Origin of the sequence: Blastococcus sp. URHD0036 (assembly GCF_000701365.1) — a bacterium.
Lineage (GTDB): Bacteria > Actinomycetota > Actinomycetes > Mycobacteriales > Geodermatophilaceae > Trujillonella.
The window spans coordinates 407,365-430,738 of the sequence record NZ_JNIK01000015.1 but is presented as its reverse complement, the minus strand read 5'-3'; the positions used below and the strand labels follow the sequence as shown (position 1 = coordinate 430,738).

The following is a 23,374-nucleotide window of genomic DNA, read 5'->3' as shown; positions in this document are numbered from 1 at the left end:
ACGCGTCCACTGTGCAGTTCTGAACGAACGACCACGCCCACCGGCAACAATGGTGGGGCGGGTTGACAAGTTCATAGAGTTACGGCGGTCATGGCGAGAGGGAAACGCCCGGTCCCTTTCCGAACCCGGAAGCTAAGCCTCTCAGCGCCGATGGTACTGCCCTGGAGACGGGGTGGGAGAGTAGGACACCGCCGGACAACCATTCACAGAACGGGGGTCGGAGCCATTGGCTCCGGCCCCCGTTTCTGCGTTGTCCCCATGCCGCCAGCAGGATTCCGGCGCACGAGTGTGCGCCCATGAACATCGAGGTATCGCGAACACCATGACTGGACCCCGACGTGACGGTGCCGGACGAGACGGCCGCAGCGGGGGCGCCGGCCGCCCACGGAGCAACGGTGCCTCGTCCGGAGGGGCGCAGAGCCGCGGGGGTGGACGCCCGGCGAGCGGCGGTGCGAGCGAGTCCGGTCGGACCGGCGGAGGTCACCGGGGTCAGCGACCGGCCGGTGAGCGTCGCGAGTGGACCGAGCGTCCGCCGCGTGAGGAGCGTCCCCGTCGGGACGGCGGTCAGGGCGGCGGAGCAGCGAGCTCCGGCTGGCGTGACCGCAAGCCGTCCGGTGGGCGCCCGGGTGCCTCGCGCGGAGGAGCCGACCGGGTGGCCGGGCAGGGACGGCCCGGTGCGGCCGGGCGCGCACCGCGTCCCGAGTGGCGTGACCGTGGCGACCAGGGCCCTGGGGGCCGCGGTGGCCCGTCGGGGGAGCGCCAGCCATGGCGCCGCGACGCCCCGGGCGATCGCGGTCGTCCCGGCGCAGGTGGTCCCCGCTCCGCGGGCGGCGCCCACGAGGACCGCGGCCCCCGTCCGGCGAACGCCTCCCGAGGCGCCAGCGGCGGCCGGGGCGCCCCGTCGGCGGGCAGGCCTGACCGTCCGCGACAGGACCCGACCGGTTCTGGCGGCGGTTGGCAGGACCGGCCGCGTCGTGATGCCGGTGCATCGGCTGGTGGCTGGCAGGAGCGCCCCCGTCGTGATGCCGGTGGCACTGCCGGCGGATGGCAGGACCGCCGTCCGTCCGGTGGCCAGGGCGGTGGCCGCCCGACCGGTACCGGGTGGCAGGACCGGCCTCGCCGCGACGCGGCTGGATCGCCCACCGGATGGCAGGAACGTCGTCCGTCCGGTGGCCAGGGCGCTCCCCGGGGCGCGGGTGGTGGCGGGTCCGGCGGGCCGCGGCGTGATGCCGCGTCCGGGGGCGGCTGGCAGGAGCGGCGACCGACGGGGGAGCGCAACGCACCTACCGGCGATCGGCGCGAGCGCAGGCCTGCACCGGACCGCAGTGGCGGCTCTGGCCCGGCCGGGAACTGGCGGGAGCGCCGCCCGGCCGGTGATCGGCCCGCCGGCGGCGACCGTCGTGACCGCCGTCCCACTGGCGGGCGCGGCGCACCGGAGCGGCCGACGCGTCCGCGGGACACCGAGCGCACGCCGCCGCTGCCGACTGGTCCTGAGATCCCCGACTGGGTGGACCCGCGGGATCTGGACGCCGACGTGCGCGGTGCGCTGCGGAGTCTGGAGGCACGCAACGCCCAGCGCGTAGCCGCCCACCTGGTCGCGGCGGGGACGCTGGTGGACGAGGACCCGGTCGAGGCCCTCGCCCACGCCCGTGCCGCGCGCGACCGCGCGTCACGGATCGCCGTGGTGCGCGAGGCGGTGGGTGTCGCCGCGTACCACGCCGGTGACTACGCCGAGGCGGCTCGTGAGCTGCGGGCGTACCGGCGGATGAGCGGCGACGAGGGCTACCGCGCCGTCCTGGCCGACTGCGAGCGCGCGCTCGGCCGGCCCGAGGTGGCGCTGCGACTGGTCCGGGAGGCGCTCGACGCCGGCGCCCCCGCGGAGGAGACGACGGAGCTGCGGCTCGTCGAGGCCGGAGCGCGTGCCGAGCTCGGTGAACTGCCCGCGGCTCTCCTGGTGCTCGAAGAGGCGCTGGGTGGCCGTCCGCGGCTCGACGCGCTGGACCTCACCGACGAGTCGGTGCTCAGGCTGGCCGGCGCCTATGCCGACCTGCTGACCGAGGCCGGACGCCCCGAGGCCGAGAGCTGGCAGGCGGCCGTCGCCGCGGCCGAGCCCGAGGAGGAGGACGTGGCCTTTGGCGAGATCGACCTCCCCGCCGACGACCTCCCCGCCGGGGACGTCACCACCGAGGACCTCCCCGCCGACGACCTCGCTGCGGAGCTGCCGGAGCAGGACGACGACGCCGTCGAGGACGACGAGACGCTCGACCTGCCCGGGGTCTCCCAGGCCGACATCGAGGCCGAGGTGGCCGAGCTGCTCGGGGAGACCGATGGACCGGCGACCGACGGATCGGATATCGGCGACGGGACCGGGGACGAGGACGAGGCGGACGGCCCGGAGGCGGCTCCGGGCGCCTGAGCAGCCGCCACCGACGGAACGCGGCCCGTCGTCCACACCGCGATGCGGCGTCCACAGGTGCGTCCGGCACGGCTCGCCCGTGCCGGACCGCCGGGAGGCTGCCTGCATGACCATCGCAGTGATCGACCGGAACGACGTGGTGCTGCGTGGGCGGATGGCCGCCCCCGCCGAGCACCGTGAGCTGCCGAGCGGGGACACCGTGGTGTCCTTCCGGCTGAAGGTGCGGCGGCCCGAGCCGCAGGTCCGCGGGCAGACCGTCGACGTGCTCCAGTGCGTGACCTACGACCGCGCTCTCCAGCGACGGGCTGCGGCGTGGGAACCGGACGACGTCATCGAGGTCGAGGGCGCCCTGCAGCGCCGGTTCTGGCGGACCCCGACCGGTACCGCGTCGATGGTCGAGGTCAACTGCCGGCGAGGGCGCAAGGTCACCCGCACCTCGGCCGGCTCGGCCAGCGCGACGGCGTGAGCCGGTCAGCCCTCGTGCGGGCGGAACACGAGCCCGGTGCGCGGCTTCGGGACGAAGAGCGTCGACTTCCGCGGCATGCGGGCTCCCTCCCGTGCGACCGCGGCGACATCGGCGGGCGAGGGCGCACGGAGGAGCACGGCCACCCCTGCCCGGTCGATCGCCCCGTCCAGGGCCTGGCCGAGGTCGTGGGCGATCACGAGGTCGTCGGGCCCGTCCCCCCGACCCCAGAGCCCCTCGACGAGACCGTGGTGGGCCAGGACGACGTCCAGGCCACGCCAGGAGGCGGCTCCGTCGGGGATCGCCGCGCGCACCGCGTCGTCGGGCTGGTCGAGGTGCAGCAGCGACCGGCCGTCCGTGATCAGGAACCCGGTCTGCGCGGGGTCTCGCTGCCAGGCGTGCACCTGGGACACCAGCTCCGACCGGTCCGCCGCGCGGAGCGGGGTGACGTGGAAGCCCCGTGCGGCTGCGGCGGCGGCCTCGTCCAGGGCGAGGCCGGGCACGACCCGGTGGATGGGCTCGACGCGCAGGCCACCGGGCCCCATGGGGGTGATCAGCGCCAGCACGGCGGGCTCGCCGGTGGCGCCGTCGTCCCGGGCGTGCGCCTGCGCCGCCGCGAAGCGGTGGTGGCCGTCGGCGATGACCGCGGATGTGCCGGCAAGTCCGTCGGCGACCTCCTTCAGCACGGCGGGGTCGGTCACCCGCCAGAGGCTGTGGGTGACCCCGTCGGCGTCGACGAGCCGCAGCTCCGGTTCCCCCACCTGCGCCGCCGCGGTCAGCCTCGCCACCTCGGGCTCCGGGTCGTGCGCCAGCACGATCGGCTCGAGGTCCGTGCGCGTGGCGTCGAGAAGTGCGCGCCGGCCCTCGACCGCCACGGGGAAGGTGTTCTCGTGGGGCAGCACCGCCCGCGAGCCGGGCGGGGGGAGTGCCACCGCGCCCAGCCAGCCCACGGTCGCAGGAGTTCCGTTCGGCGGCAGCAGTGCGTAGACCCAGAGCGCCGGTTCGTCGTCCCGGACGAGGACGCCCTCCTCCTCCCACTCGCGCAGGGTCCGGGCGGCGTGCGCGACGATCCGCTCGGAGCGGGTGGCGTCGGGCTGGCCCGGTGCGGCCGCGGCGGTGCCCAGCTCGGGGATGATCAGCCGGACCACGTTGTGCGGGTCGGCGCTGGCGAGCTCGGACCGGGCCGCGGTGGTCACCAGGTCGTAGGCTGGCGAGCTCACCCGGGCCAACCGCTCGGGATCGTGCCGCCGGTAGGTCAACGCCCGGAAGGGCCGGACCTCCAGCCCTCCCGCCGCGGCGGGTGGGACGTCGGACGGCGAGAGCGGCACAGCGGTGATGGTAGGAGCGGGCCGTCGCGGCCCTCCGCGGACGTGCTCGGCGTCCAGGTGGAGCGCGGCGGGCAGCCATGGGCGGCGACGACCGGACGGGAGGCCTCGGCGGTGACCGAGACGGGAACGCCCGAGGGTGGCGTCTACGAGTGGTACCAACGCGGCCTGCAGCTGCTCACCAGCGGCGACCCCGCTGCGGCCGCGACGCTGCTCGCGCGGGCGTCCGAGACCGAGCCGGAGTCGCGCAGCGTGCTCGAGGCGCTGGGCCGGGCACAGTTCGACGCCGGCCGTCACGCGGAGGCGATCGACAGCTTCACCCGGCTGATCGCGGTCAACCCCGCCGACGACTACGCGCACTTCGGCCTGGGTCTGGCGGCGAGCCGGGCCGGGGACCTGGAGCTGGCGGTCGAGCACCTGGCCCTGGCCGTGGCGCTGCGCCCCGACCTCGACCACTACGCCCGAGAGCTCCGCGGGGTCCGGGCCCGACGAGCACGAGGTGCCCGATGACCCCGCCGGAGAGCTCGCCGCTGGCCGCCGGGAGCCCGGCGCCCACGTCGGTCCACGACGTCGCCCTCCTCGACCTCGACGGCGTCGTCTACGTGGGACCGGATGCGGTAACCGGGGTGCCCGCCGCCCTCGCCTCGGCGCGCCAGGCCGGCATGCGGCTCGGCTTCGTCACGAACAACGCCGCCCGCACCCCGCAGGAGGTGGCCGCACATCTCAGCGAGCTGGCGGTGCCGGCGTCCGCCGACGACGTGATCACCAGCTCCCAGGCAGCGGCCACGGTCGTCGCCGCCCGGTGGGGGAGCGGTGCCCGGGTGCTGCCGGTCGGTGGTCCCGGGGTCGCGGTGGCACTGCGCGAGGCGGGTCTCACCGTGGTGGACCGCGCCGAGGACGACCCGGTGGCCGTGGTCCAGGGCTACGGGCGCGAGGTCGGCTGGGCACAGTTGGCCGAAGCCGTCGTGGCGGTGCGCGCCGGTGCCCGGCACGTGGCCACGAACACCGACGCGACCATCCCGTCGCCGCGCGGGCCGCTGCCGGGCAACGGGGCGATGGTCGGGGTGGTCACCGGGGTGACCGGCCAGGCGCCGCTCGTCACCGGCAAGCCCGATCCGGCGATGCACGCCGAGTGCGTCCGGCGGACCGCGGCCCGCTCACCCCTGGTCGTGGGCGACCGGCTGGACACCGACATCGAGGGCGCCCGGCGTGCGGGAGCGGCGAGCCTTCTCGTGCTCACCGGCGTGACCGTCCCGGCCACGCTGCTCACCGCCGGTCCCGACCGGCGACCCGACCTGCTGGCCCCCGACTGCGGCGGGCTGCTGGTGGCCCACCCCGCCGTCGTCGCCGACGGGGAGCGCTGGCGGTGCGGGAGCTGGTGGGCGGAGGCCGGACCCACGGGGTTGCGGCTCGGCTCGGACGGCGGGTCGACGCCGCCGTCCGCCGCCGGCGACGGCCTCGACAGCCTGCGCGCACTGTGCGTCGCCCACTGGGCCGCGTCCTCCGGGCAGGAGGAGGCGCCCGCGGTGGCGGCGGCCGACGAGGCAGCGCGCGAGGCTCTGCGGCGATGGGACCTGGCGGAGGTCTGAGCGGTGCACCGGGGAGCGGGCACCCGCCCGGGTCAGAGCAGGGCGCGCAGACGGAGCATGTCGCGCAGACCCGCCTCGAGCTTCACGCGGCCCGAGGCCCACGCCGGGGCGAACGACAGCTGCCCGTCGGTCAGCGCCACGAGGTCGTCGCTGCTCATCGTCAAACGGATGTCGGCCTTCGGGCCGCCCGGACCGTCGTCCTCGGCGTGCAGGTCGCGGACCGTGCCGCCGGCCAGCCGCCCGCGCAGCACCTGGCCGAGGTCGGGCAGCCGGCAGGACAGGGACCGGTCCAGGCCTTGCGCCGCGGGCTTGGACGCGAGCCCGCCGAGGACGCCCTCGAGGGCGGTGATGCACTGCTCGATCGTCGCCACGCGGGCCGACCTCCTCGTTCTCCGTCTCCACGGCAGCCGTGCCGCGTCGCGTCCCGCCGGCCAGGAGCGGCGGGCAGGAACCGACGCGGCCGTGCCCGTCGTCCCCGGCCGGTAACCTCGCAGCCGGGACACGACCCCACCACATCCTGCCGGGCGGCCGCGCGCCGCCCGTCCCCGACGACCCGGAGAGGCGGCCGCCATGTCCGAGCCGAGCCGCCCTCGCCCCGTGCCCGGTCCGCCCGCGGAGCGCCCGTCCGCAGCAGTCCCGGCTGCCGACGACCCGGCTGCGGACGGCAGCGGCGCGGCGGTCTTCGCCGACCTGGACCAGCGGCCGGTCAGCGAGCACGTGGACGTCTACGAGGCCGAGCACGCCCGACTCGAGCGCGAACTGCGCACGATCGACCAGCTCTGATGGCTCGCCGCAGCCGGCTCGACAGCGAGCTCGTGCGGCGGGGTCTGGCCCGCTCCCGCGAGCACGCGGTCTCGCTCATCACCGAGGGGCGCGTCGCCGTCGCCGGTCAGGCCGCGACCAAGCCGGCCACCGGCGTGGAGGCCGGCACCCCGGTCGTGGTCCGCACCGATCCCGACGAGCCGCGGTGGGTCTCCCGCGGCGCGCACAAGCTCCTCGGCGCCCTGGACGCCTTCGGGGTCGACGTCGCCGGACGCCGCGCCCTCGACGCCGGCGCCTCCACGGGCGGGTTCACCGAGGTCCTGCTGACCCGCGGCGCGGCCGAGGTCGTCGCCGTCGACGTCGGCTACGGGGAGCTGGCCTGGTCCCTGCGAACCGACGACCGGGTGCACGTCCACGAGCGCACCAACGTCCGCACCCTGACGCCCGAGCAGATCGGCGGTCCGGCCGATGTCGTCGTGGCCGACCTCTCGTTCATCTCGCTGCGCCTGGTGCTGCCCGCGCTCACCGCCTGCGCCACAGCGGCCGCTGACCTGCTGCCCATGGTGAAGCCGCAGTTCGAGGTCGGCCGCGAGCGGCTCGGGTCCGGCGGGGTGGTGCGTGACCCGGAGCACCGCCGGGCCGCCGTGCTCGAGGTCGCCCGAGCGGCGGCGGCACTCGGCTGGGGCACCGCGGGCGTCGTCGCGAGCCCGCTGCCGGGCCCGGCCGGCAACGTCGAGTTCTTCCTGCACCTGCGCCGCGACGCCGGCCCGCCCGAGGAGGACGACGTCCGCCGCGCGGTCGAGGAGGGCCCCCAGTGACACTGGCGTCAGGACAGCAGCACGACGGAGAACGGGGAGGGCACGTGACAGACGGCGATGCGGCCGCACAGGGGATCGACGGGCCCCGGCACGTGCTCCTGGCGGTGCACACCGGCCGGCGCGACATCGTGGACCTGGCCCGCAGCTCGGCCGACCGGCTGACCCGTGCCGGCATCGTGGTCCGCCTGCTCGCCGACGAGGCGCCCGACCTGTCGATCGACGGCGCCGAGATCGTGCCGGCCGACGCCGAGGCCGCCCGCGGCGCGGAGATCGTCATGGTCTTCGGCGGCGACGGCACCTTCCTGCGCGCCGCCGAGCTGGCCCGCTACAGCAACGCCGCGCTCATGGGCGTCAACCTCGGCCGGGTCGGCTTCCTCGCCGAGACCGAGCCCGAGGCGGTCGAGGAGACCCTGGCCGCGATCGAGCGCTGCGAGTACTCGGTGGAGAAGCGGCTGGCCATCGAGGTCGACGTCCTCGACCCCTCCGGATCCGTCGTCGGCAGCACCTGGGCGCTGAACGAGGTCTCGGTGGAGAAGGCCGAGCGGTCCCGGGTGCTCGACGTCGTCATCGGCATCGACGGCCGACCGCTGACCAGCTTCGGCTGCGACGGCGTCCTGTTCGCCACGCCGACCGGGTCCACCGCCTACGCCTTCTCCGCCGGCGGCCCGGTCGTCTGGCCCGACGTCGAGGCCATGCTGCTGGTGCCCACCAACGCCCACGCCCTGTTCGCCCGGCCGCTGGTGACCAGCCCCGACTCCGTGCTCACCGTGGCGATCCCGCCCGACGGCAACCGGGCGCGGGTCTCGGCCGACGGGCGCCGCTCTCTGGAGGTGCCCGACGGCGGCCGGGTCGAGGTGCGCCGGGCCGCCCGCCCCGTGCGGATCGCCCGCGTGCACCCCACCAGCTTCGGCGACCGCCTGGTCGCCAAGTTCGGGCTGCCGGTCCGCGGCTTCCGCGAGGCCCGGCTGCCCGACACCCGCGCGCACGGCCCGGGGCACGAGGCGCCCACCTCGGGCCGCAACGTCCTCACCCGCGACGTGAACACCTCGGACGCCGAGGGCGGGGAGGGGTGACCGGTGCCGCGGACCACGACGCGTGAGCGGACGCCGGCTCCGGTCCCGACCCCGGCGGCGCAGCCCTCGCGGGGCCGGCTCACCGAGTTCCGGATCCGCGGCCTGGGCGCCATCGACGACGTCACCCTCGAGCTCGGCCCCGGCCTGACCGTCGTCACCGGCGAGACCGGTGCCGGCAAGACGATGGTGGTCACCGGGCTCACCCTGCTGTTCGGTGGCCGCGCCGACCCGGGCCGGGTGCGGGCCAACGGCCGGGCCGGAGTCGAGGGCCGGCTGATGCTGCCGGAGGACTCCCCGGTGTGGCAGCGGGCCGCCGAGGCCGGCGCCGACCCCGACGACGACGGCAGCCTGATCCTCGCCCGGACCGTGAGCGCCGAGGGCCGTTCCCGCGCCCACCTGGGTGGGCGGAGCGTCCCGGTGGGCGTGGTGGCGGAGCTGTCCGAGGGCCTGCTGGCGGTGCACGGGCAGAGCGATCAGCTGAGGCTGTCCCGTCCGGCCGAGCAGCGGCGCGCGCTGGACCGCTACGCCGGCGCCGACCACCTCGCGCTGCTGGACCGCTATCGCGCCGCACACGCGCGCTGGCGCGAGCTCGCCGCCGACCTCGAGCGGCGGCAGGGGCAGGCCCGCGAGCTCGCCCAGGCCGCCGACGTCCTGCGGCACGGCCTCACCGAGATCGACGCGCTGGCGCCGCAGCCGGGCGAGGACGACGAGCTCGACGCCCAGGCCCGCCGGCTCGGGGACGCCGACGCGCTGCGGGCCGCCGTCGAGGAGGCGCGGGTGGCGCTGGTCGGCGACGTCACCGGCGACCTCGGCGGGGGAGGGGAGCTGCCCCAGGACGCCACCGCGGCCCTGGCCACCGCCGAGCGGGCGCTCGCCGCCTCCGGCGACCCGGCGCTGGTGCTGCTCGCCCAGGACCTCGCCGACGCCGTCGCGGTCGTCTCCGACGTCGCCGGTCAGCTCGCCGGGTACGTGGCCGACCTGGACGCCGATCCGGCCCGGCTGGCCGAGGTGCTCGACCGGCGGGCCGCGCTCACCGCGCTCGTGCGCAAGTACGCCGACGCCGGGGCAGGCGTGGCCGGCGTCCTCGCCTGGGCCGACGACGCCCGGGCGCGGCTGGAGCAGCTCGACGTCTCCGACGAGGCGCTGGACGCGCTGACCGCCGAGCGGGACGCCGCCCGGGCCGAGGTGGACGAGCTGGGCCGCGCGGTCTCCGAGGGGCGGCACGCCGCCGCCGACGGGTTCGCCGCCGAGGTCGGCCGCGAGCTCGCCGGCCTCGCGATGAAGAGCGCGCGGGTGTCGTTCTCCCTCGAGACCCATCCCGGGGAGCCCGGACCGGAGGGCCTCGACGAGGTCGCCCTGCTCATGGCCGCCCATCCCGGCGCGCCGCCCCGGCCGGTGCACAAGGGCGCCTCCGGCGGTGAGCTCTCGCGGGTGATGCTCGCCATCGAGGTGGTCTTCGCCGGCGCCGACCCCGTGCCGGTCATGGTCTTCGACGAGGTCGACGCCGGCGTCGGTGGCCAGGCCGCGGGCGAGATCGGCCGGCGGCTGGCCCGGCTCGCGCGCGACCACCAGGTCGTCGTCGTCACCCACCTGGCGCAGGTCGCCGCGTTCGCCGACACCCACCTGGTCGTGGACAAGTCGCCGGACACCGGCGCGGGGGTGACCGCCACCGACATCCGTGCCGTCGAGGCCGACGACCGGGTCCGGGAGCTGGCCCGGATGCTGTCCGGGCTGGCCGACAGCGACACCGGTCAGGCGCACGCCCGCGAGCTCCTGGCGGTCGCCGCCGAGGCGCGCAGCTGACAGTTCCTGCCACCGATCGGGTGGGCGAGGACTGATCGTCGCGACGTCGGGGTAGCGACTGGTCGTGCGCAACCGACACCAGGTCGACGACGACCGCCGGGAACCGTCCGCCCAGCTGACCGGGCGCCGGCGGTGAGCTGCTTCTCCTCCGCCGACGAGTCGGCGCACTACGGGTTCAGCGTCTGCGTGCTGCTCCAGCACTACCGCGAGCAGCTGGGCTGGGAGCGCGACGGCGTCGTCGAGCTGGGCACCGGCGACGCGACGGCCATCTCCGACGTCGTCATGGCCCTGCCCGCTCTGCGCGTGCGCAGCTTCGACATCAGCGCGTCGACGGTCCACCAGGCCCGCGCGAACATCGCCGACCGCGGCGTGGCCGACCGCTACACCGTGGAGCTCGGCGACTTCTTCGACGGCGCCGACTCCTCCGGAGCACCCGCCGCGCGCACCGTCATCTCCAACCCGCCCTACATCCCGGCACCCGACCGGGACATCCTCATGCCCGAGCTCTGGGGCGGCATCTACGGCAACGACCTCTCGCTTGCGCTGCTCAAGGCCGGCTACGACAACGTGATCGTCGCGGTGCCGAGCTACTCGGACCCCGTGACGACGCTGGGGCTCGCCGCCGACCTCGGCTACCGGGTGGTCAACTTCCTGGCCATGGGCCTGGACTTCGGCCCGTACAGCGCCGAGCCCAAGGTCGCCCGGCACATCCGCCGCATCGTCGACGAGGGCCGGGGCTGGGCCGGCGAGGCGGAGTACATGGTCGCCGTCGCGCTGTTCACGCGGGACGAGACGATCCCCGGCGACCGCTCCGGCCAGCTGAAGCGGGCCCTGCAGCTGTAGGCCTGCCGGTCAGGCGAGCGGCACGCACAGCGCCGCCGACTCCCCGGGGCAGCCGCCCGAGACGGCGGTGACCTGGGCCCACGGCCCCGTGGTGTCCGGCGCCTTCTCGAACCCGGAGATCCGCAGGACCACGCCGGTCAGCGGCGCACCGTCGCGGCTGACCACGTAGACCGGCACCGTCGTGTTCCCACCGACGCCGGCCACCAGCCGGTCCGCCGTCGGGGTCGTCGTGCCGTCCTGGCACCAGCGCTCGTCGGGCGCCGACGACGAGACGAACACCGCAGCACCCGCGGGCGGTGGACCCCCGCCGGGGCCGAGCAGCTCCACGTCCACCACCACCGCCGACGCCATCGCCCCCCGGGACGTGTTGGTGAAGCGCACGTCGACCGTCGTCGTCGAGGCAGGGCCCTCCCGGGGCAGGTCGCAGTCCAGCGGGAACCACCCGCTCATCGGCGGCGGCGCCGGCTCGGGCCCCAGGCGGGCCACCCCCAGCGTGCCGGAGATGTCGGTGCCGTCCGCGCGGTCGGCGAGGACGGCCCGGGCGACGTCGACCGGCGCGGGCGGGGCCGGCGCCACCTCCGACACGGGCGCGGGTGCCGTGGCCGGGGCCGGGACCGGTGGGTCCGCGGCGTCGTCCATGACGAACGGCCAGCCGCAGCCGGCCGAGCTCAGGACGGCGAGCGCCGCGCAGGTCAGGACGACGGGACGACGGCGCGGCACCGGGACACCGTGGCAGACCCGGCGGCTGAACGGAACCCACCCGTTCCGGTGATCAGCGGCGCTTGGCGTACCCCGCGAGCCCGAACTGCAGCAGCGCCAGCCCACGCTCGCCGGCGGCCAGCAGCTCCGCGGTCAGCGCCGGGCCGGTGACGCCGGCCAGGACCCGGTCGCGGGCCAGCTCCAGCAACCCGGCGTAGAGGCCGAGCACCGCGTGCGCGGACAGCCACGGCTCGAGGGCACCCGGCGCCGCGGAGGTCTCCTCGGCGATCAGGCCGGCCAGCGCCGTCGTGAGCTCACCGAGGATCTCCCGCTCGCGCACCTGCAGGGTGCGGCTGCCCCGGATCACCGCGGCCATCTCGGCGACGCCGCTGGCCGCCTCCGCCGACCCCAGGCCGCTCATCGCCGCGACGATGAAGCTGCCTGCCGCGGCGGCGACGGACTCCCCGGCCGGCCGGTGGCGCACCGCGTCCAGCAGCGCCGCCCGCACCGGCGGGTCGGCCTCGAAGACCAGGCCCTCCTTGACCGGAAAGTGGTTGAAGACCGTCTTCTCCACCACGCCGGCCCGCTGGGCGATCTCCACCACGCTGACCGCGTCGAAGCCGCGCTCGGCGAACAGCTCCGCGGCGACGTCCATGATCGTGGCGCGGGTCTGCTGGCGCCGCCGCTCGCGCAGGCCCGGACCGCGCAGGGCCGTACGACGGCCCCGTCGTCCGCGGGCCGGGGGCTCCTCCCCGTCGGGAGCGCGTCCTCCCTCACCGTCCGCCGCGGGGGAGGACGCGCCGGGATCAGGTGAGCTGATCGTGGCGGGGAGATCACCAGGGGCCGGGACCGCGGGCTGCCCCGTCGTCTCGACCACCTCGTCGTCGCCGGCCGGACGGATCGCTGCAGGCGCCCCAGGAGTCACACCGGCAACGCTAGACAGCGGTCCCGGGTCGCCCGGCGGGGCGGTCGCGTGGGCCGCGGCCTGCGTGTCGCGCCCCGGTGGTGTCGGACACTGTGCGTGACTGCGCGGTCGCAGGTGCGCGTCGGAGGAATGCGCCCGCCGGGCTGCGTGGCAGCATCGCCCCATGCGCATCGGCACCTTGCGACGGGGCCGGGGCCAGGAACAGGTGTCAGGCGTTCCCGGCACTGCCCGGCTCGACCGCCGCACCAAGAACCTCACCAAGCGCCTCCGGCCCGGCGACATCGCGGTCATCGACCACGTCGACATCGACCGCGTCAGCGCCGACTCGCTCGTCTCCTGCAAGGTCGCCGCCGTCGTCAACGCCGCGCCCAGCATCTCCGGCCGCTATCCCAACCTCGGCCCGGGGATCATCGCCGAGGCCGGCATCCCGCTGCTGGACGGCGTGGGCAAGGACGTGTTCACCGCCCTCAAGGAGGGCGCCGACGTCCGGCTCGACGGCGACACGCTGTACCTGGCCGACGGCACCCCGGTCGCCACCGGCACCGTGCAGACGCCGGACACCATCGCCGACGCCATGGCCGAGGCCCGCGCGGGGCTCTCCACCCAGCTCGAGGCGTTCGCGGCCAACACCATGGAGTACATGAAGCGGGAGCGCGCGCTCCTGCTCGACGGCGTCGGCGTCCCCGACGTGGCGACCCAGATCGACGGCCGGCACGTCCTCATCGTCGTCCGCGGGTACGACTACAAGGAGGACCTGCAGGCGCTGCGGCCCTACATCCGCGACTACCGCCCGGTCCTCATCGGCGTCGACGGCGGCGCCGACGCGCTGATCGAGGCCGGCCACGCGCCCGACATGATCATCGGCGACATGGACTCGGTGAGCGACGACGTCCTGCGCTGCGGTGCCGAGGTGGTCGTGCACGCCTACGCCGACGGTCGCGCCCCGGGCCTGGCGCGGGTGCAGGAGCTCGGCGTCGACGCGATCACCTTCCCCGCCTCGGCGACCAGCGAGGACATCGCGATGCTGCTGGCCGACGAGAAGGGCGCCTCGCTCATCGTCGCCGTCGGCACGCACGCCACCCTGGTCGAGTTCCTCGACAAGGGCCGCGGCGGCATGGCCTCGACCTTCCTCACCCGCCTGCGGCTGGGCGGCAAGCTGGTCGACGCCAAGGGCGTCAGCCGGCTGTACCGCAGCCGCATCTCGACCCTGACCCTCGTCGTCCTCGTCCTGGCCGCGCTGGTGTCCATCGGTGCGGCCCTCGCGGCCTCCACGGCCGGGCAGATCTACTTCGACCTGCTCGTCGACAAGTGGGACGGCTACATGTTCTGGCTGGAGAACCTCCTCTCGTGATCGACTTCCGGTACCACATCGTCTCTCTCGTCGCCGTCTTCCTGGCGATCGCGCTCGGCATCGTCATCGGGACGACGGCGCTCAACGGACGGGTGCTCGACGACCTCGAGGACCAGGTCACCGGCCTGCAGGAGGACAAGCGCAACCTCGAGGACAACACCCAGGCCCTCCAGGCGCGCCTGGACACCGGTGACCTGTTCGAGGAGGCCGTCGGCCCGGCCCTGGTCGAGGGCACCCTGGCCGGCAGCACCGTGGTCATCGTCGTCGACGGCGAGGACGTCCCGGACGACACGGTCGAGGCCGTCAGCCTCCTCGTCGACCAGGCCGGCGGCACCGTCACCGGCACGATCCGGCTGACCGACGCCTACAGCGACCCGGCCAAGGAGTCGGAGCTGCAGAGCTACGTGACCGGTCCCGGCAAGCCCACGTCGGTCACCCTCCCCGAGACCGACGACACCGGCGAACTGGTCGCCTCCGTGCTGGCCCAGGTGCTGGTCGTGCCGCCGGGTGACCTCCCGGCGCCGGACTCCGCCGAGCTCTCCTCCGTGCTGGCCGGCCTCTCCGCGCTCGACGTGCTGACCCAGGAGTCGCCGTCGGTCCAGCCCGCCCAGTACGTCGTCATGCTGACCGCGGGGGTGCAGGAGGGCGACGACGCGGAGGAGCGGCTGGCCACCCAGGTCGAGCTCGCCACCGCCCTGGACGCCGCCGGCTCGGGTGCGGTCGTGTCCGGGGACGCCGCGTCCGCGCGGGAGAACGGGCTGGTCGGCGTCATCCGCGCGGACCCGGAGGTCTCCGCTCTCGTGTCGACGGTCGACAACGTCGAGTCCGCCGCCGGCCGGATCAGCACCGTGCTCGCGCTGAGCCAGGAGGGCGAGGGCACCTCGGGCAAGTACGGCACCGGCGAGGACACCCAGCCGGTGCCCCCGGTGCTCGCCTCGACCCCGTGAGCGGCGGTCCGGCGGGCAACCGCCTGGCCCTGGCGGCCGGCGGCGCCCTCGCGGCGCGGGCCGGGCTCGCCGCCGCCGCCGCGCTCACCGCCCGTCCGGCCGGGGCACCCTGGCGGCGCAGCAACTACGCCGGCCGCCCGGTGACCCTGCTGGGCGGGCCGGCCCTCGCGCTGGCCGCGACGACCACCGCCGCGCTCGGCGCCGCGCCCGGGACGGCCGCCGCGGCCGCGCTGGTCGGCACCGTCTCCGGCGTGGTCGGCGGCTACGACGACCTCGCCGGCGCCCGCCCCGAGCAGGCCCGGGACAAGGGGCTGGCCGGTCACCTGCGGGCCCTGCGCGCCGGCCGGGTCTCCGCCGGCGCGGTCAAGGTCGCCGGCATCGGCGCCGCCGCGGTCGCCGCCGCGGTGCTCACCCGCCGGCCGGGGAGCTCGGGGGGCACCGCCCTGGCCGACGGCGTGCTCACCACCGGTCTGGTGGCGGGCACCGCCAACCTGCTGAACCTGCTCGACCTGCGGCCCGGCCGGGCCGGCAAGGTCGCCGCGGCGCTGGCCGCCGGCACGCTCCGCGGCCCGGCCGGCGCGCTGTCGGCCGGCCCGCTGGGCGCCACCCTCGCCGTCCTGCCCGCCGACCTCGGCGAGCGGGTCATGCTCGGCGACAGCGGCGCCAACGCCGTCGGTGCCCTGCTCGGCCTGCGGCTGGCGGCCCTGCCCTCCCGGCCGGCGCGGACGGCGCTGCTGGGTGGGGTCGTCGCGCTCACCCTCGCCAGCGAGAAGGTGAGCTTCACCCGGGTGATCGAGGCGACCCCCGGCCTGCGCGAGCTCGACCGGCTCGGCCGCCGGGCCCCGTGACCTCCCGGCAGGCCGCCCGCGGCGTCGCGGGCGCGGCCGCGCTCATCGCGGTGCTCACCGTGCTCGCCCGGCTGGCCGGCTTCGGCCGGACCGTCGTCTTCACCAACGCCGTGGGTGCCGGCACCACCGGCGACACCTACACCGCGGCCAACACCGTGCCCAACATCGTGTTCGAGGTGGTCGCCGGCGGCGCGCTGGCCAGCCTGGTCGTGCCGATGCTGGCCGGGGGGATCGCCGCCGGCGACCGCGACCAGGTCCGCCGCACCGCCTCGGCGCTGCTCGGCTGGACGCTGCTGGTCCTCGTCCCGCTGGCCGCGCTCGTGGCGCTGCTCGCCCAGCCGATCGCCGACCTCCTGCTCGGCGGGAGCCCGGACCCCGAGACCGACCTGGCCGCCCGCTTCCTGGTCGTGTTCGCGCCTCAGGTTGTGCTCTACGGGATCGGCATCGTGCTGGCCGGCGTGCTGCAGGCCCACCGCCGGTTCGCCGGACCGGCGCTGGCCCCCCTGCTGTCCAGTCTCGTCGTGGCCGGCGCCTACCTGCTGTTCGCCGGCATGGGGGGCGGGCGCCGCGTCGCGGACCTGGACCGGCCGGCCGAGCTGGTGCTCGCCGTCGGGACGACGGCCGGCGTCGCCGCGCTCTCGCTCTGCCTGCTGCTCCCGGTCCGGCGGCTGCAGCTCGGCCTGACGCTCAGCCTCCGCTTCCCGGTCGGTGTCGCGCCGCGGGTGGCGCGGCTGGCGCTGGCCGGGGTGCTCACGCTCGCCGGCCAGCAGCTCGTCGCCGTCGTCGCGATCCGGCTGTCCGACTCGGGCCCCGAGGGGACGCAGGTCGTCTACACCGCGGGGCTCACCCTGTTCCTCGTGCCGTGGGCCGCGCTGGCGGTCCCGCTGGCCACCGCCGCCTACCCCGGGCTGGCCGAGCGCGGGGAGCGGGACGACCGCGCCGGGTTCGCCCGGGCCCTCGCTCCGGTGACCACGCTGGTGACCGTCGCCTCGGCCCTCGCCGCCGCGCTGCTCGTCGCGGCCTCCGGCCCGATCGCCCGGGTCTTCCTGACCAACGATCCCGACGCCCGGGTGGCCGCGCTGCGCGACACCATCGTCGCGTTCGCCCCCGGGCTGGTCGGTTACGGGCTGGTCGCCGTCCTCACGCGGGCGCTGTACGCGCAGGGACTGTGGAAGGCCCCGACGGTGTGCGTGCTCGGCGGCTGGACGCTCGCCGTCGTCGGCGACGTCGTCCTCTCGGGCGTCCTGGACCCCGCCGACCGCGGGCTGGCACTGGGGCTCGGGCACACGATCGGGGTGACCGTCGCCGGGTTCGCGCTGCTCGCGGTCGTCGCCCGGGTCGCGGGACGCGAGGCGCTGGCCGGGGTGTTGCGCACCGGCGGCCCCGCCGTCCTCGCGGCTGCCGTGGGCGCGGGCGGCGGGCTGGCCGTCGCCCGCCTGCTGGACGCCGACCCGGTGCCCGACACCGGCGCCCTGGGGGCGGTCGCGGTGGGCGTGCTCGTGGGCGGGGTCGTGCTCGTGCTCGCTGCGGCCGTCATGATGGGCACCGCGCGGCGACCGCTCACCGCGGCCGTGCGCGCGCTGCGGGCACCGGACCCGCTGCCGGCCCAGATGTCGGGAGGTGCGCGGTGAGCCCAGCGCCCCTGACCGGACGGCGGGTGGCCGAGGTCCTCGCCACCAGCACCGGCGGTGTGGGCACCCACGTGCGCGGAGTCGTCCCGGCGATCGTCGCCGCGGGGGCCGAGGTCCTGGTCTGCGGTGCGGCCGCCACCGAGGAGCTGTTCGGGTTCCGGGCCGGGGGAGCGGAGTTCGCGCCGGTCGGGATCAGCGCCGGTCTCGCGCCGGCCGCCGACGTCCGCGCGGTCGCGCAGCTGCGCCGCGCGCTGGCCGGCGCCGACCTGGTGCACGCGCACGGGCTGCGGGCCGGCCTGGTCGCCGCGGCTGCGCTCCGCGTCCCCGGCCGGCCGCGCCGGCCGCTGGTCCTGACGCTGCACAACGCCCTGCCCGAGGGCGGCGGGCCGAAGCGGTGGGTGCTCGCGGCGGCCGAGCGGGCCACGATCCGGGGGGCGGACGTCGTCCTGGCTGCCTCCGAGGACCTCGCCGAGAACGCCCGCCGGCTCGGGGCGACCGACGTCCGGCTCGCCCCCGTGAGCGCGCCCGCCCTGCTCCCGGCCGGCCGGACCCGCGCCGAGGTGCGCGCGGAGCTGGGCCTGGCCGACGGGCGGCCGCTGGTCGTCGCTGTGGGGCGGTTGCACCCGCAGAAGGGCTACGACGTCCTGCTCGACGCGGCCCGCTCGTGGGCCGGGGACGGCGCGCCGCTGGTCGTCGTCGCCGGCGACGGCCCGCTGCAGGAGGAGTTGCAGGGCCGGATCACCGCCGAGCGGCTGCCCGTCGTGCTGCTGGGCCGCCGCGACGACGTCGCCGATCTGCTGGCCGCCGCCGACCTGTGCGTGCTGCCGTCGCGGTGGGAGGCGCGGTCGCTGACCGCCCAGGAGGCGCTGCGCTCGGGCACCCCGCTGGTCGCCACCCGCACCGGCGGCCTGCCCGGACTGCTGGGCGACGCGGCCGAGCTGGTGCCCGTGGGCGACGCCGTGGCGCTCGCCGCCGCCGTCACCGGGGTGCTGGCCGATCCGGCGCGGGCCGCCGAGCTGGCCGCGGCCGGGCAACGGCAGGCCGGGACCTGGCCCGACGAGGCCGCGACCGCCCGCACCCTCGTGGCGGTGTACCGGGAGCTGCTGGGCCCGCCCCCGGACGGCTCGGCGTGACCTCCCGCCTCCGGACCTCGCGCCTGCTCGCCGCGGCGCTGACGCTCCTCGCGCTCCTGCTGGGCGCACCCGGCCCGGCAGCGGCGGCGCCGGACGACGCCTACCGGGCCGACCGGGTCGTGGTGGTCGGCGTCCCGGGGCTGACGTGGGCGGACGTCACGCCGGAGCAGACCCCGCAGCTCTGGGCGCTGGCCGACGACGCCGCGATCGGGTCGATGTCGGTGCGCGCGGCCCGCGCGACCACCTGCGTGCTCGATGGCTGGGCGACCATCGGCGCCGGGAACCGGGTGCGCGTGCCCGGTCCCGACGACGGTCTGCCGCCCGTCCCGCTGCCCACCGTGCCGATCCCCGAGGACCCCGCCGACCCGGCTGCCCCCACGACCCCGCCGGCCGGGCAGGAGCCGGCGTTCGACACGTCGCTCACCTACTGCGGGCTGCAGGAGCGGCTGGTCACCGTCGGCCTCGACGACCCGCTCGCGACCGTGCGCCGCACCGCCGAGGACGCCGGCACCGCCCGCTTCGGCGCCGAACCGGCCGCGCTGGGGGAGGCCGTCGGCTGCGCCACCGTCGTGGGCGGCGCCCCGGCGGTCGCGGTGGCGGCGCCCGGAGTCGCCCTGACCACTGCCCAGGTGCTGCCCACCGACCCCGGCGGCGTCGGCGCGCTGCTGTCGGGCTGCCCGCTGTCGCTGGTCTCGCTGGACGCCCTGCTGACCGCCGGCCGCCCCGGCGTCGACCGCACGGACGACGGCACGGAGCCGGGACCGCGGGCCGCGGCGCTCGCCCGCATCGACGAGGCGGTCGGCCGGCTGCGCGGCGCCGTCGACGCGCTGCCGGGGGAGACGCTGCTGCTCCTGCAGGGCGTCTCCGAGGTCAACGGCGGCCGTCCGCAGCTGCACGTGGGGATGGCCCTGGGCCCGGGCTTCGGGAACTCCGGCTGGCTCACCTCCGCCAGCACCGGACGCGAGCCCTACGCGCAGCTCATCGACGTCGCGCCGACGGCTCTGCGGGCGCTGGGGGAGCCGTCGCCGTCGTCGTTCAACGGGCAGCCGATGACCGTCTCCGGCGAGCGGCCCGCCCTGCCGGAGGCGGTGCAGACCCTCGTCCGCGAGAACACCGCCGCGACGGTGCACCACCGGCACACGGTCTTCTGGTTCTGGTCGCTCGTCGGCGTCTCCGCGGTCGTGGTCGCCGCGGGGATCGCGGTGCTGGGTGCCGGGCTGCGCCCCCGGTGGGCCGGCCGGCTGCCATGGTCGGGCGGGGCCGGCGCGCGGCTGTCCGGCCCGCTACGCGTCCTCGCCCTCGCCGCATCCGCGCTGCCGGTCGCGACCTACCTCAGCGGTCTGGTGCCCTGGGAGCGCGCCGGCTCGCCGCTGCTCGCGCTCGTCGGGTCGGTGCTCGCCGCCGGGGCCGTCGTCACCGCCGTGGCGCTGCTCGGGCCGTGGCGGCGGCGCCGGTTCGGTCCCGGTGCGGTCGTCGCCGCGGTCACCCTCGCCACGCTGGTCGGGGACGTCGTCACCGGCTCGAACCTGGAGCTGATGGCGCCCCTGGGGTACGACCCGATCGTCGCCGGGCGGTTCACCGGCTACGGCAACCTCAGCTTCGGCCTGCTGTCGGTGTCGGCGCTGCTGATCACGGCGGGGCTGGCCACGATCGTCGGCCGCCGCACCCGCCCGGAGCGCCGCCGGCGGGCGGTCGCGCTCACCGTGCTGGCGGCCGGCGTGGTCGTCGTCGGGGTGGTCGGGGCGCCGCCGCTGGGCCGGGACTTCGGCGGCGTGCTCGCCGCGCTGCCCGGCTTCCTGCTGCTGGCGATGCTGCTCACCCGCACGCGGGTGACCGTGGTCCGGCTCGGCGCGATCCTGGGCCTCGCGGTGCTGGCCGTCGGCACGGTGGCGGTGCTCGACTGGCTGCGGCCGGCGGCCGAGCGCACCCACCTGGGCCGGTTCGTCGAGCAGGTGCTCACCGGCGAGGCCTGGACGGTGATCAGCCGCAAGGGGCAGGCCAACCTCGACATCCTCACCCGCAGCCCGCTGGCCTGGATGCTGCCCGTGGCGGTGGTCGCCGCGGTGTGGCTGGTCCGGCCCGGGGGACTGCTGCGCACGCTCCGCACCGGCGCGGCGGAGCAGCCGACGGCGGCCGGCACCGCACGGCTGCGGCCCGCCGACGCCGCCGTCGTCCGCGCCGCCCTGCTGTCGGCTGCGCTCAGCCTCACCCTGGGCGCGCTCGTCAACGACTCCGGCGTCGCGGTGCCCGGCACGGCGGCGACCCTGCTGGTCCCGCTGCTGGTGTGGCTGGCCTGCGGCCCGCGCGACCGCACCGCGCTGCGGTCCGACGTGGCCGACGGCACCCCCGCCTCCGAGGGGGACGACGGCGCCGGAGCTGTTACGGTGGTCTCCCGTGGGTCGACCCTCAGGAACGCTTGATCAGTCCGGATCTCTCGCATCCCGGAGCCTCCTCCACAACTCCCAGCCGACGAAGTTCGTCTTCGTCACCGGCGGGGTTGTCTCCTCTCTCGGCAAGGGCCTGACAGCGAGTTCGCTGGGTGCCCTGCTGTCCAGCCGTGGCCTGCGGGTCACGATGCAGAAGCTGGACCCCTACCTCAACGTCGATCCCGGGACGATGAACCCGTTCCAGCACGGCGAGGTGTTCGTCACCGAGGACGGCGCGGAGACCGACCTCGACGTCGGCCACTACGAGCGCTTCCTCGACATCGACCTCTCCGGCCGGGCCAACGTCACGACCGGCCAGGTGTACTCGGACGTGATCGCCAAGGAGCGGCGCGGGGAGTACCTCGGTGACACCGTGCAGGTCATCCCGCACATCACCAACGAGATCAAGGCGCGGATCATGGCCGGCGCCGAGAGCTCGGAGCGGGTCGACGTGGTCATCACCGAGATCGGCGGCACGGTCGGCGACATCGAGTCGCTGCCCTTCCTCGAGGCCGCCCGCCAGGTGCGGCACGAGATCGGCCGGGACAACTGCTTCTTCCTGCACATATCGCTGATCCCCTACATCGCGCCGTCCGGCGAGCTGAAGACCAAGCCGACCCAGCACTCGGTCGCCGCGCTGCGCAGCATCGGCATCCAGCCCGACGCGCTGGTCTGCCGCTCCGACCGGGACATCACCGAGGGGCTCAAGCGCAAGATCAGCCTGATGTGCGACGTCGACTCCGAGGGCGTCATCTCCTGCCCCGACGCGCCGTCGATCTACGACATCCCGCGGGTGCTGCACCGCGAGGGCCTCGACGCCTACGTCGTCCGCCGGCTGGGCCTGCCCTTCCGCGACGTCGACTGGACCGTCTGGGGCGACCTGCTCGACCGGGTGCACTCGCCCAAGCAGACGGTGGAGATCGCCCTCGTCGGCAAGTACATCGACCTGCCCGACGCCTACCTGTCGGTCAGCGAGGCCCTGCGCGCCGGCGGCTTCGCCCACCGCAGCCGGGTGAAGCTCCGCTGGGTGCCGTCGGACGACTGCCAGACCCCCGAGGGCGCGGAGAAGGCGCTGGCCGGTGTCGACGGCGTGTGCATCCCCGGCGGCTTCGGCGTCCGCGGGATCGAGGGCAAGCTCGGCGCGATCCGGCACACGCGGGTCAACGGGATCCCCACCCTGGGGCTGTGCCTCGGCCTGCAGTGCATGGTCATCGAGTACGCCCGCGACGTCGCCGGCCTGCCCGAGGCCAACTCGGCGGAGTTCGACCCGGAGACGCCCGACGCGGTCATCGCGACCATGGCCAGCCAGGTCGACGTCGTCGCCGGTGAGCGCGACATGGGCGGCACCATGCGGCTGGGCAGCTACCCGGCCGCGCTGCAGAAGGGCTCGGTCGTGGCCGCCGCCTACGGCAGCACCGAGATCACCGAACGGCACCGGCACCGCTACGAGGTGGCCAACGCCTACCGCGACCGGCTGACCGAGGCCGGGCTGGTCTTCTCCGGCACCTCGCCGGACGGGCTCCTGGTCGAGTTCGTCGAGCTCCCGCGGGACGCGCACCCGTTCTTCGTCGGCACCCAGGCGCACCCGGAGCTGAAGAGCCGCCCCACCCGCCCGCACCCGCTGTTCGCCGGCTTCGTGCAGGCGGCCATCGACTTCCAGGAGTCCGCGCGGCTGCCCGTGCCGCTGGACGAGGCGGAGAAGGTCGGCATCTGATGAGCGAGCCGGCGGCCGACGGGGACTACCAGCTGATCTCCAGCCACCGCGTGCACGAGGGCCGGGTGATCACCCTGGACGTCGACACCGTGGCCATGCCGGGGGGCGGCGACAGCGTCCGCGAGGTGGTCCACCACCCCGGCGCGGTCGCCGTGGTCGCGATCGACGACTCCGGCTCCGTCGTCCTGCTGCGGCAGTACCGGCACCCGGTCGGCGGCTACCTGTGGGAGCTCCCGGCGGGCCTGCGCGACGCCGAGGGCGAGCCGCCGCTGGAGACGGCGAAGCGGGAGCTGGCCGAAGAGGTGCAGCTGGCCGCCGAGCGCTGGTCGTTCCTGACCACGTACTTCAGCAGCCCCGGCTTCTGCGACGAGCAGGTGCTGATCTACCTCGCCGAGGGCCTGTCGGCGGTGGACCTCCCGGAGGGGTTCACCGTCGAGCACGAGGAGCTGGACATGACGATCGACCGGGTGCCGCTGGAGGAGGCGGTGGCCCGCGTGTTCGCCGGCGGCATCGTCAACCCCGCCGCGGTCATCGGGCTGCTGGCCGCCTCCCGGTACCGCGCCGGCGGCGTCGAGCTCCGCCCGGTCGACGCCTCCTAGACCCGGCCG

At 76.2% G+C, this 23,374-nt stretch carries 21 protein-coding genes and 1 rRNA gene; 18 read left to right on the top strand and 4 right to left on the bottom strand.

The window, feature by feature from the left end; all coding sequences use genetic code 11:
- Nucleotides 1–80: 80 nt before the first annotated feature.
- The 3 genes from rrf (at nt 81) to N555_RS0116365 (ending at nt 2,882) form a co-directional block, all read left to right on the top strand.
- A 5S ribosomal RNA gene (gene rrf / locus N555_RS0116375) occupies nt 81–197 on the top strand.
- Nucleotides 198–1,507: 1,310 nt separating this feature from the next.
- Nucleotides 1,508–2,416: a hypothetical protein gene (locus N555_RS26085; protein ID WP_081866275.1), complete on the top strand. Its 909-nt coding sequence runs from the start codon at nt 1,508–1,510 to the stop codon at nt 2,414–2,416.
- 106 nt (nt 2,417–2,522) lie between these two features.
- Complete coding sequence (locus tag N555_RS0116365; RefSeq protein ID WP_029432576.1) at nt 2,523–2,882, top strand: single-stranded DNA-binding protein; 360 nt, start codon at nt 2,523–2,525, stop codon at nt 2,880–2,882.
- A gap of 5 nt (nt 2,883–2,887) precedes the next feature.
- Here N555_RS0116365 and N555_RS0116360 read toward each other — a convergent pair whose 3' ends face one another.
- On the bottom strand, nt 2,888–4,207 hold the full coding sequence (locus N555_RS0116360; RefSeq protein WP_029432575.1) for a DUF1015 family protein: 1,320 nt from the start codon (nt 4,205–4,207) through the stop codon (nt 2,888–2,890).
- A gap of 111 nt (nt 4,208–4,318) precedes the next feature.
- Between N555_RS0116360 and N555_RS0116355 the strand changes: the two genes are divergently transcribed.
- Together N555_RS0116355 and N555_RS0116350 are read left to right on the top strand one after the other, a co-directional pair.
- A complete protein-coding gene (locus N555_RS0116355; RefSeq protein ID WP_029432574.1) occupies nt 4,319–4,714 on the top strand; it encodes a tetratricopeptide repeat protein in 396 nt (131 codons plus the stop codon).
- Nucleotides 4,711–5,793, top strand: a complete 1,083-nt coding sequence (locus N555_RS0116350) for an HAD-IIA family hydrolase (RefSeq protein WP_029432573.1) — start codon at nt 4,711–4,713, stop codon at nt 5,791–5,793. Before N555_RS0116355 ends, N555_RS0116350 begins: the two co-directional genes overlap by 4 nt.
- Nucleotides 5,794–5,825: 32 nt before the next feature.
- Here N555_RS0116350 and N555_RS0116345 read toward each other — a convergent pair whose 3' ends face one another.
- Nucleotides 5,826–6,164 (bottom strand): SCP2 sterol-binding domain-containing protein, encoded by a 339-nt coding sequence (locus tag N555_RS0116345; protein ID WP_029432572.1) that lies wholly within the window; start codon nt 6,162–6,164, stop codon nt 5,826–5,828.
- Nucleotides 6,165–6,390: 226 nt separating this feature from the next.
- Between N555_RS0116345 and N555_RS0116340 the strand changes: the two genes are divergently transcribed.
- The 5 genes from N555_RS0116340 to N555_RS0116320 all read left to right on the top strand — a co-directional run bounded on the left by N555_RS0116340 (nt 6,391) and on the right by N555_RS0116320 (nt 11,092).
- A complete protein-coding gene (locus N555_RS0116340) occupies nt 6,391–6,576 on the top strand; it encodes a hypothetical protein (protein WP_029432571.1) in 186 nt (61 codons plus the stop codon).
- Entirely contained in the window at nt 6,576–7,373 is a 798-nt protein-coding gene (locus N555_RS0116335; RefSeq protein ID WP_029432570.1) for a TlyA family RNA methyltransferase, read from the top strand. The genes N555_RS0116340 and N555_RS0116335 overlap by 1 nt, the downstream gene beginning before the upstream one ends.
- 44 nt (nt 7,374–7,417) lie before the next feature.
- Nucleotides 7,418–8,446 (top strand): NAD kinase, encoded by a 1,029-nt coding sequence (locus N555_RS0116330; RefSeq protein ID WP_051684139.1) that lies wholly within the window; start codon nt 7,418–7,420, stop codon nt 8,444–8,446.
- A 3-nt stretch (nt 8,447–8,449) separates the two neighbouring features.
- Complete coding sequence (recN, locus tag N555_RS0116325; protein ID WP_081866274.1) at nt 8,450–10,249, top strand: DNA repair protein RecN; 1,800 nt, start codon at nt 8,450–8,452, stop codon at nt 10,247–10,249.
- Nucleotides 10,250–10,381: 132 nt separating this feature from the next.
- Entirely contained in the window at nt 10,382–11,092 is a 711-nt protein-coding gene (locus N555_RS0116320) for a class I SAM-dependent methyltransferase (RefSeq protein ID WP_029432567.1), read from the top strand.
- 9 nt (nt 11,093–11,101) lie between these two features.
- Here N555_RS0116320 and N555_RS0116315 read toward each other — a convergent pair whose 3' ends face one another.
- Together N555_RS0116315 and N555_RS26080 are read right to left on the bottom strand one after the other, a co-directional pair.
- Complete coding sequence (locus N555_RS0116315) at nt 11,102–11,812, bottom strand: hypothetical protein (protein ID WP_029432566.1); 711 nt, start codon at nt 11,810–11,812, stop codon at nt 11,102–11,104.
- A 52-nt stretch (nt 11,813–11,864) separates the two neighbouring features.
- Entirely contained in the window at nt 11,865–12,716 is an 852-nt protein-coding gene (locus N555_RS26080) for a TetR/AcrR family transcriptional regulator (protein WP_029432565.1), read from the bottom strand.
- Between the two features lie 163 nt (nt 12,717–12,879).
- Here N555_RS26080 and steA point away from each other — a divergent pair, with 163 nt between their 5' ends.
- Genes steA through N555_RS0116270 form a run of 8 tightly spaced genes read left to right on the top strand, consistent with a single transcriptional unit; the run spans nt 12,880 to nt 23,365 of the window.
- The gene (gene steA / locus N555_RS0116305) at nt 12,880–14,067 is read left to right on the top strand and encodes a putative cytokinetic ring protein SteA (protein WP_029432564.1); all 1,188 of its coding nucleotides are present in this window, start codon (nt 12,880–12,882) and stop codon (nt 14,065–14,067) included.
- Entirely contained in the window at nt 14,064–15,014 is a 951-nt protein-coding gene (locus N555_RS0116300) for a copper transporter (protein WP_029432563.1), read from the top strand. The genes steA and N555_RS0116300 overlap by 4 nt, the downstream gene beginning before the upstream one ends.
- Nucleotides 15,011–15,862 carry a hypothetical protein gene (locus N555_RS0116295; protein ID WP_029432562.1) on the top strand — a complete coding sequence of 284 codons (852 nt, stop codon included), beginning with the start codon at nt 15,011–15,013 and terminating at the stop codon, nt 15,860–15,862. The genes N555_RS0116300 and N555_RS0116295 overlap by 4 nt, the downstream gene beginning before the upstream one ends.
- The gene (murJ, locus tag N555_RS0116290; protein ID WP_029432561.1) at nt 15,859–17,493 is read left to right on the top strand and encodes a murein biosynthesis integral membrane protein MurJ; all 1,635 of its coding nucleotides are present in this window, start codon (nt 15,859–15,861) and stop codon (nt 17,491–17,493) included. Before N555_RS0116295 ends, murJ begins: the two co-directional genes overlap by 4 nt.
- Nucleotides 17,490–18,626, top strand: a complete 1,137-nt coding sequence (locus tag N555_RS0116285) for a glycosyltransferase family 4 protein (protein WP_029432560.1) — start codon at nt 17,490–17,492, stop codon at nt 18,624–18,626. Before murJ ends, N555_RS0116285 begins: the two co-directional genes overlap by 4 nt.
- Nucleotides 18,623–21,046, top strand: a complete 2,424-nt coding sequence (locus N555_RS0116280) for a hypothetical protein (RefSeq protein ID WP_029432559.1) — start codon at nt 18,623–18,625, stop codon at nt 21,044–21,046. Before N555_RS0116285 ends, N555_RS0116280 begins: the two co-directional genes overlap by 4 nt.
- Nucleotides 21,021–22,766, top strand: a complete 1,746-nt coding sequence (locus tag N555_RS0116275; RefSeq protein ID WP_051684138.1) for a CTP synthase — start codon at nt 21,021–21,023, stop codon at nt 22,764–22,766. Before N555_RS0116280 ends, N555_RS0116275 begins: the two co-directional genes overlap by 26 nt.
- Nucleotides 22,766–23,365, top strand: coding sequence for an NUDIX domain-containing protein (locus N555_RS0116270; RefSeq protein ID WP_029432557.1), 600 nt, complete (start codon nt 22,766–22,768; stop codon nt 23,363–23,365). The genes N555_RS0116275 and N555_RS0116270 overlap by 1 nt, the downstream gene beginning before the upstream one ends.
- Nucleotides 23,366–23,374 lie beyond the last annotated feature (9 nt).

Bases quoted from the DNA above. Each gene is read 5' to 3' on its own strand.
- N555_RS0116365 (WP_029432576.1), top strand. From the start codon at position 2,523: ATGACCATCGCAGTGATCGACCGGAACGACGTGGTGCTGCGTGGGCGG.
- N555_RS0116350 (WP_029432573.1), top strand. From the start codon at position 4,711: ATGACCCCGCCGGAGAGCTCGCCGCTGGCCGCCGGGAGCCCGGCGCCC.
- N555_RS0116335 (WP_029432570.1), top strand. From the start codon at position 6,576: ATGGCTCGCCGCAGCCGGCTCGACAGCGAGCTCGTGCGGCGGGGTCTG.
- steA (WP_029432564.1), top strand. From the start codon at position 12,880: ATGCGCATCGGCACCTTGCGACGGGGCCGGGGCCAGGAACAGGTGTCA.
- N555_RS0116270 (WP_029432557.1), top strand. From the start codon at position 22,766: ATGAGCGAGCCGGCGGCCGACGGGGACTACCAGCTGATCTCCAGCCAC.